The organism is Syntrophorhabdaceae bacterium (genome assembly GCA_028713955.1).
In the GTDB taxonomy this organism is placed as follows: Bacteria; Desulfobacterota; Syntrophorhabdia; order Syntrophorhabdales; family Syntrophorhabdaceae; genus UBA5609.
On record JAQTNJ010000147.1, the window covers coordinates 1 to 7,830 of the forward strand.

The window sequence follows — 7,830 nt, forward strand, 5'->3', positions numbered from 1 at the left end:
GTTGAATGGATGGATATCTACGCTGCGGCAGCAAAGGGAGGATTCATCTGCGTGCCGATCATGTTCAGGTTGTCAGCCTCGGAGATGGAATATAACATCAACCACTGTGAGGCAAAGGCCTTTATCGTTCAGGGCGGGAAGGACCCTTCAAATGGAAAGGAATTTCCATGGATCGAGATGGTTAACGGAATGAAGAAGAACATGCCGACCGTAACGGCGTATTTCGCCTTTGCAGCAGGCAATGAAAAATACGACGGCTATATTCCCTACGAAGATGCCATGGCAAAGGCGAGCCCCAAAGAGCCGGACGTTGCGGTTGAGGCGGACGATACCTGGGTCATCATGTACACCGGCGGAACGACCGGAAAGGCAAAAGGCGTCATGAAGAGCCACGCGAACCTTTTCTCGCAGTATCTTATCTCGATTTATGAGCATCAGTTCGAATTCACTGATGTCGTTCTCCTGGTCATGCCCTGCTGTCACGTAAACTCACTCTTTTATTCCTTTGCTTTTACGTGGATCGGCGGCACCGTGATGTGCTACAACATGGTGAGCTTCGACCCGGAGAACCTCCTGAAGACCTTCTCGGACCACGGCGTCACCTTTACCTCGCTCGTTCCTACACACTACATCATGCTGCTTGCGCTGCCCGATGAGGTGAAGAAAAAATATGACCTTAAGACCTTTAAAAAGGCCCTCATCTCATCCATGCCTGCCAGGAGGGACACGAAACTGGGCGTCCTCGATATGTTCCCGAACGCACGGCTCTGGGAGGCTTACGGATGTACTGAATCAGGTATAGCAACCATCCTCAAACCTGATGAGCAGCTCACAAAGCTCGGCTCCTGCGGCATAGAGGTGATCGGGTCGGATGCGATCAGGCTTTATGATGAAGAGGGAAACCTTGTTACCAAACCTGGAGAGGTCGGAGAGGTCTATACCAGAAGCCCGATGGTCTTCGAGGGATACTGGAAGGAACCTGAAAAGACTGCCGCAGCCATGAAGGGAGAATACTTCGGGTCCGGCGACCTGGGCAAGAGAGACGAGGATGGCTATATATTTCTCGTTGACCGCAAGGCAAACATGATCATCACCGGCGGCGAGAACGTCTTTCCGTCCGAGGTAGAGAACATCGTGGGCAGTCATCCGAAGGTAAGGGACGTTGCGGTCATCGGCATACCCCATGAGAAGTGGGGCGAGCAGATAAGCGCAATAGTCGTTCTTCACGAAGGAGAGACATGCACGCCGGAGGAGATCATTTCTCACTGCAAGGGCAAGATCGCCGGTTTCAAAGTCCCGAAGACCGTCATCTTTATCAAGGATTCGGAAATGCCGAGGTCTGGCGCGGGCAAGATCCTCCACAGGTTTCTCCGCGAGAAGTATGGCAAGTGGAGTGACCATCAGTGAGAATCAACAAAGCGGTACGTAACGATGGTTACGTACCGCTTAACATTTTCGCTCTTGTGGCTATATACATGCTATGCTGAAGGCATAAAGCAAGTTCATTAAGGGGGAGGTAGATTGGAATGAATAGTATCTACAGTATGTACGATATCTATAAAAGTATCCTCTTTTGTACAGATTTTTCCGCCAATGCAGATTTTGCCCTGGATTTCGCTATTGAAGTGGCGAAACGAAGAAAGGATTCTACCCTCTATATCCTGCACATAAACCCCTATCCTGAATACACAAACGGAGTTTCAGGAAGGGCAAAAAAAGAACAGGAGATGAACAAAAAGATTGAGGAAACCTATCTGAATAGATTAAAAGAAGTTCCCCACTATGAAATTATATTTAAAATGGCTAGTTCCCCCTATCTGGAAATTTTGGATTTTATTAATGAGAAAAAATGCGACATAGTTATCCTCGGTCGACACGGAGAAACAGGCTGGGCAAAAACAATTGTTGGAAGCACAGCGGAAAAGGTTATGAGAAAGGCAATGTGCCCGATCCTCATTATTCCTGAGCGATTCAAGGAAATTGTTACCAAGCTGGGATAATATTTTGATATCGCTTTCAGAAGCGATATCCTGAGGGGGGAAGAGAGCCAGGGGAAACAAAATTCTCCATGAGCTAGAAAGGAGGGGTTGATCATTTCAGATTAAAAAGTAGCTCGGTTGCAGAAAATGTTTCAAACCAAACGTTTCAAAGACAAGGAGGAACAAAATATGAAAAACAGATCTTCAGTATTTCTAGTCGCAGTATTGGTTGCTTTAATCGTATTTGGTATGGGAAATCTCGTAAACGCAGCCCCCAAAGCAGAAGAGCTGAAAATATGGTCGGCCTGGCCCGAAAAAGCAGACCCCTCCACACCGGGTTTGCAGTTACTGATCTCCATGATCAACGAAAAAGGGAAAGCCGTAAATCTGAAAGCACGGTATGTCGGCGGCCCCGAGGTCTTCAATCCTTTTGAGGGAGCCGCTTCGCTCCAGAAAGGTGTCGTTGACATTGAGTACACTGCCGGGGCATATACCACGGGCGTTGTTCCCATCTATGTACCTTTGATCAAAGCCCTGGGCGCCACGGGAGTCAACACGGCGGGCGGTGAGGTTTATACGGCACTCGAAAGAGGTACCGTTGACGGCTTCTGGTGGGGAGGCCGCGAGATCAGAACCTGGGGTTGGCAGGAAGTCTGCAAGTATATCTGGGGTCCTCCCTTCTGGACAGTGGATGTATACGTGATGATGAACAAGAAGAAATGGGATTCCCTTGATCCTGCTCAGCGTGATGTCCTGACAAAAGCCATGATGGAATATGAGCATATGACCTATGATGCCCAGATCAAGGGGCAGGCCGATATTACAAAAGATTTATTGGCCAAGGGCATGAAAGAGATCAAGTTCTCCCCGGCCGATGAAAAGTGGTATATCAACATGGCCTACACGGAGGGCTGGAAGGCTGCGCTGCAGAAATCTCCGAGAGTAAAGGAACTGCAGGCGTTAGAAAAATAATGATGGACCGCCAAAGGGAGCTGATGTATCACAGCCCCCTTTGGCCCCTAGCTCTTCCTACAATGGAGGAAAGTAATGAAACTAGTAATCTCGGGTTTGGTACATGTCTATAATTTTGTTCGTGACGGTCTGGCTGTCATAGGCGGATTTCTGGTTGTAGCAATGGTCATCTACGTTTCGTTATCGGTCTTGATCAGGTTCACACCTTTTGTAGTTGGGTGGGCCTTAGAGGTGGCAGAATACAGCCTCATCGTCCTCACCTTCTTCAGCGCAGGGTGGCTCTTGAAGAATCGGGGGCATACAAGGATTGACGTCATCTTAGATTTGATAAAAGATCACCGGACCAGGTCCATTGTCGAAGGGATTCTCTACATAATCACAGCATCCATTAGCTTGTTCCTGTTGATCCTCAGTGGTGTCGTTACCTGGGAAAATTATGCGTCGGGGATGCTTCAGGTGAAGGTCTACACATTCCCCAAATGGATGCTCTGCGCCATCATCCCTGTTGGTTTTTTCTTTCTTTTCGTTGAATCTGTAAAGCTGTCCTACAGCTACTTTAGAGAGGCAAACAAGAAATAGATTTATTTGGGTTGTCTTTATACCAAATATAGGAGGGTTTCATGGAATGGCAATTTCTGCTGCTGATCATCGGGAGTATATTATTTATTACCCTCTTGTCCGGGCTCCCCGTATTCGTTGCCTTCTTAATCGTCGATGCCGTGGGCATCCTGCTTTTTATGGGTGGTCTGGCAGGTATCGATGCACTGGTCAGGAGCATGTTTGATTCGATCGGCGTATTCACGTTATGCCCTGTCGTTTTGTTCACCATCATGGGGGAGGCCATCTTCCGTTCAGGAATGGCCAGCCGTGCCCTTGATGTTTTAGAGAGGATGATGGTCCGTCTCCCCGGGAGGTTGAGTGTCGTTGCCGTCAGTGCAGGCGCCATCTTTGCAACGCTCAGCGGTTCGGCCCTGGGAGCCTGTGCCATGCTCGGCTCCCTGTTGGTACCCGATATGGAGAGGCGGGGCTATTCCAAGTCGCTCTCCATGGGGCCCATCATGGCGGGCGGCATGCTCGCCGTCATCATCCCGCCCAGCACCCTTGCCGTTATCCTTGGCGCTCAGGGAGGCATATCGGTGGGAAAGCTCCTGCTCGCCGGTTTTATCCCCGGATTCATTCTGGCCGGGCTTTATCTCTCTTATATCATTATTTCCTGTGTGCGCAATCCGTCCCTGGCTCCCATGGGGGAGGTGATAACCTCCCAATCGAGCCTCGGCAAAGACTTCCTGATCTATGTAGTACCATTGGCGGCGATTGTGCTTTCTGTTCTCGGGAGTATTTTTACCGGTGTAGCAACTCCAACAGAGGCATCTGCCCTGGGTGCACTCACCAGTTTTATCCTGGCAGCCTGTTATAGAAAATTGACCATGCAGATGATAATTAAATCTGCTACCGGCGCCCTTGCTATCTCCACAATGATCCTTATGATTGTCGGTGGTTCCGTTGCCTTCAGCCAGCTCTTGAGTTTCACGGGCATTGTAAGGGGCATTGTTGAATTAGTCACCAATTTATCCGTTCCCCCTATTGTCATTGTTGCCATTATGCAGGCCCTTTTGATCATCATGGGATGCTTCCTCGACCAGATCGCCATGATCATGATCGCTGTTCCCATATTCATGCCTATCACTGCCGCCCTGGGTTTTGATCCCATATGGATGGGACTATTGATGCTCGTCAGTATCTCCCTGGGCCTTCTCACCCCTCCCTTTGGGCTGCTTCTTTTTATTATGAAGGGCAATGCCCCGAAGGGGACAACCATGATGGATGTTTATCGTTCATCTCTGCCATATCTCTTTATAACCTTTATAGGATTAGCCCTGTTCATTCTCTTCCCCAGCATTGTGACCTGGCTCCCTCAATACATGTGAGCCGGCAAGAGAAGAAGTAATGAGTACAAAGCCAACATCATTAACAAGGCCCGGCAAGATAGGAACAATGGAGTTGAAGAACAGGCTGGTCATACCCGCCATGTGCACCAATTATACCTTCCAGGGCCATTTTACAGATCAAGCCGTACATTACTATGGCCTGAGGGCCAAAGGCGGAGCCGGCTTGTTGATCCTGGAGGGTGCTGCTATTGATTATCCGGGCGCCAGAAATATTCTCAACAGCGCTGTCTCAGATGACAAATATATTCCTACGTTAAAAAGGTTGGCGGACGAGGTCCATCGACATGGAACGAAGATCGCCTTTCAGATCATGCATGCCGGAAGGCAGACGAGCATAGCTATCAGCGGTTCCCAGCCAGTTTCCTGCTCCGGGGCTGCCAGCACTCAACTACTGTACGACCAACCACGTGCACTGACCCTCTACGAATGTAAAAATATCATCAGGCGCTTCGGCGAAGCGGCGTTGAGGGTCAAGAGGGCAGGCTTCGATGCCGTGGAGGTCCACTGTGCCCACGGATACCTCGTGAGCGCCTTTCTTTCCCCTGCACTTAATACGAGAACGGACGAATATGGTGGACTGGAGGGTGGGATCAGGTTCTCATGTGAGATTGTTCAGGAGATAAAACTGCAATGCGGCCAGGACTATCCCGTCCTTTGCCGCATTAACGGGGATGACTACGCTCCGTCCGGAGGAGTTACAGCCATTGATTCCAGAATGATATCGGTTGCCCTCGAAAAGGCCGGTGCAGATTGTATCAACATTTCTGCCGGGCTCAGGGAGTCGGATCACCCCCTCCATGACCAGACCATGGCTTCACCTCGCGGCTCCTGGGTCTACATGGCTGAGGGGATCAAGAAGACTGTCAACATCCCTGTGATGATTGCCAAAAGAATTGACGAAGATATGGTGGAAAAGATTGTTGCCGGCGGACAGGCGGATTTTGTCTGTATCGGAAGGCCTTATATTACGGACCCTGATTACGGCAATAAACTGCTGGAAGGACGGGCAGGGGAGATATTGCCCTGTATCTGGTGCGCCCAGGGATGTTTCGATATCCTGTGGATGCTTTCCCCAACCACCTGTCTTGTAAACCCCGCTGCCGGCCGGATGGATGAGGTACCTATCGACGATTTGGGGAAAACTTCAAAAAAGAAAAAGGTGCTCGTGGCCGGAGGGGGCCCTGCTGGATGTGAAGCAGCCCTGGTTGCAGCCAAAAGAGGCCACGATGTGACCCTCTACGAGAAAGGAAATCGTCTCGGCGGGGCATATCGACTGGCTGCCGCATCTCCTTCAAAGATGGAGGTAGAGCGCCTCTTTTCATATTATGAGCGGACACTTCCCATGGCAGGCGTAAAGATTTTTCTGGAGACGGAGGCGACTGCCGAATCTATGAAGAAGGAAAAACCCGATGCGGCCTTTATCGCTGTCGGCACCAGACCGGTAATTCCGAAAAAGATCCAGGGGGCAAAAGGACCCAATGTGGTCTCCGCTGAAGATGTCATGAGTGGTCGGGTACAGGCAGGGAACAGGATTGTTATCTGGACATGCAGCCACCATTGTTCTTTCTCCTGTAAGGCCACTATAGCTCCTATAGACGGTGATTTGACGGATATGCATTCTACCTGCTCCTATGCCTGCCGGGCCGGATATGCTGCCGTTGATACCGCTGAATACCTCGCATCGCAAGGCAAACTCGTGAATATCGTTACAGAGAGAAACGCTGTGGTACCCGGCATGGGTTTTACGTCTCGAGGATATCTGCTGAAACGATTCTTTCGGGCCAATATTCGGGTTTGCAGCGACGCCAGGGTAAAGGAGATCAATGACCGGGGTATCCTTCTTGAAAAAGCGGGCATCATCTTCCTCCTTGATGCCGATACCGTCATCATCAGTGTCGGTGAAACATTGGACAATGATCTTGCCGAGGCCTTAAAAGATCAGATCCGTGAGGTTTACACCATAGGAGATTGCCATAGAATAGGAAATGCCATGACCGCCATCCAATCTGCCTATAATGAAGCAGTAAGGATTTAGACCGGTAATTTTAACCCATGAAGGTCTTTCCTGGCGCCTTCTGCTAAAATTTTGCTCCATTTCAAGCTGTAATAATTGACAAGCGAACAGAGGTCGTAATAATATCGAGCATGCGAGAGTGGCGGAAATGGCAAAGGAACTACCACCTGAAGAGGGAGACACCAGATCGAGGATTACGGGAGGTAAATCTATGACGAAGGATATATTTGAGTCGCTGAGGAAAGAAATAAAAAATGAGCCTTATGCCAATCACATGGGCATCAGGCTGCGGGACATTGGTCCCGGTTATGCGGTAATGGAAACAAGGTATTCAGAAAAAATGACAAACTTCGTCGGCCTGGTTCACGGAGGGGCGATCTTTTCTCTTATCGATGAAGCCTTCAGCGCCGCATCAAACTCTCATGGCACGGTTGCCGTGGCCTTAAACCTCAATGTTACCTTCCTTGCGTCTCCTGCGATTAATTCCCTTCTTGTCGTCGAAGCTAAGGAAGAAAGCAGGAGCAAGCGCATTGCAACCTATGCCATAGAGGTAGTTGAGAAAAATGACGCTGGAGATCGGAAGATAGCTGCCTGCCAGGCCGTCGTTTACCGGAAAGATCAAAAGTTATCCTTTCTGGAAGAGGAAACTACCTGAATCTGCGATTGCCGCAGACTGGATCGTGTCGCTTCCTCGTTTGGAGGGCAGCTTATAACAGTGCCGGTTCCGGAAGATCTTTAGTTCCTCCGAAACCGGCACACTAATCCAGATATTACTTAAACCTGAACCCTACTACTCAACAAGCTCCAGCAGATGGTACACCTTCTGGGGCATCTTGTTCTGCAACACATTGTCAATAAGGTTTATCATGCAGCCCGGACATGCCGTTACCACGATATCCGCCCCCGTCGCCTTGAT

At 49.7% G+C, this 7,830-nt stretch carries 7 protein-coding genes; all 7 read left to right on the top strand.

The features are described 5' to 3' along the window. The coding region (locus tag PHU49_11815) for an AMP-binding protein (protein ID MDD5244692.1) at window positions 1–1,407 on the top strand (1,407 nt) is incomplete at its 5' end. A gap of 119 nt (window positions 1,408–1,526) precedes the next feature. Next, window positions 1,527–2,000: a universal stress protein gene (locus PHU49_11820; GenBank protein MDD5244693.1), complete on the top strand. Its 474-nt coding sequence runs from the start codon at window positions 1,527–1,529 to the stop codon at window positions 1,998–2,000. A 168-nt stretch (window positions 2,001–2,168) separates the two neighbouring features. Further along, on the top strand, window positions 2,169–2,951 hold the full coding sequence (gene dctP, locus PHU49_11825; protein MDD5244694.1) for a TRAP transporter substrate-binding protein DctP: 783 nt from the start codon (window positions 2,169–2,171) through the stop codon (window positions 2,949–2,951). Between the two features lie 75 nt (window positions 2,952–3,026). After that, window positions 3,027–3,530 carry a TRAP transporter small permease subunit gene (locus PHU49_11830; GenBank protein MDD5244695.1) on the top strand — a complete coding sequence of 168 codons (504 nt, stop codon included), beginning with the start codon at window positions 3,027–3,029 and terminating at the stop codon, window positions 3,528–3,530. 41 nt (window positions 3,531–3,571) lie between these two features. Beyond that, window positions 3,572–4,879: a TRAP transporter large permease subunit gene (locus PHU49_11835; protein MDD5244696.1), complete on the top strand. Its 1,308-nt coding sequence runs from the start codon at window positions 3,572–3,574 to the stop codon at window positions 4,877–4,879. Window positions 4,880–4,898: 19 nt separating this feature from the next. Beyond that, window positions 4,899–6,935, top strand: a complete 2,037-nt coding sequence (locus PHU49_11840) for an FAD-dependent oxidoreductase (protein ID MDD5244697.1) — start codon at window positions 4,899–4,901, stop codon at window positions 6,933–6,935. Between the two features lie 190 nt (window positions 6,936–7,125). After that, on the top strand, window positions 7,126–7,569 hold the full coding sequence (locus PHU49_11845; protein ID MDD5244698.1) for a PaaI family thioesterase: 444 nt from the start codon (window positions 7,126–7,128) through the stop codon (window positions 7,567–7,569). The last annotated feature ends 261 nt before the right edge of the window (window positions 7,570–7,830 follow it).

Bases quoted from the DNA above. Each gene is read 5' to 3' on its own strand.
- PHU49_11820 (MDD5244693.1), top strand. From the start codon at position 1,527: ATGAATAGTATCTACAGTATGTACGATATCTATAAAAGTATCCTCTTT.
- dctP (MDD5244694.1), top strand. From the start codon at position 2,169: ATGAAAAACAGATCTTCAGTATTTCTAGTCGCAGTATTGGTTGCTTTA.
- PHU49_11830 (MDD5244695.1), top strand. From the start codon at position 3,027: ATGAAACTAGTAATCTCGGGTTTGGTACATGTCTATAATTTTGTTCGT.
- PHU49_11835 (MDD5244696.1), top strand. From the start codon at position 3,572: ATGGAATGGCAATTTCTGCTGCTGATCATCGGGAGTATATTATTTATT.
- PHU49_11840 (MDD5244697.1), top strand. From the start codon at position 4,899: ATGAGTACAAAGCCAACATCATTAACAAGGCCCGGCAAGATAGGAACA.
- PHU49_11845 (MDD5244698.1), top strand. From the start codon at position 7,126: ATGACGAAGGATATATTTGAGTCGCTGAGGAAAGAAATAAAAAATGAG.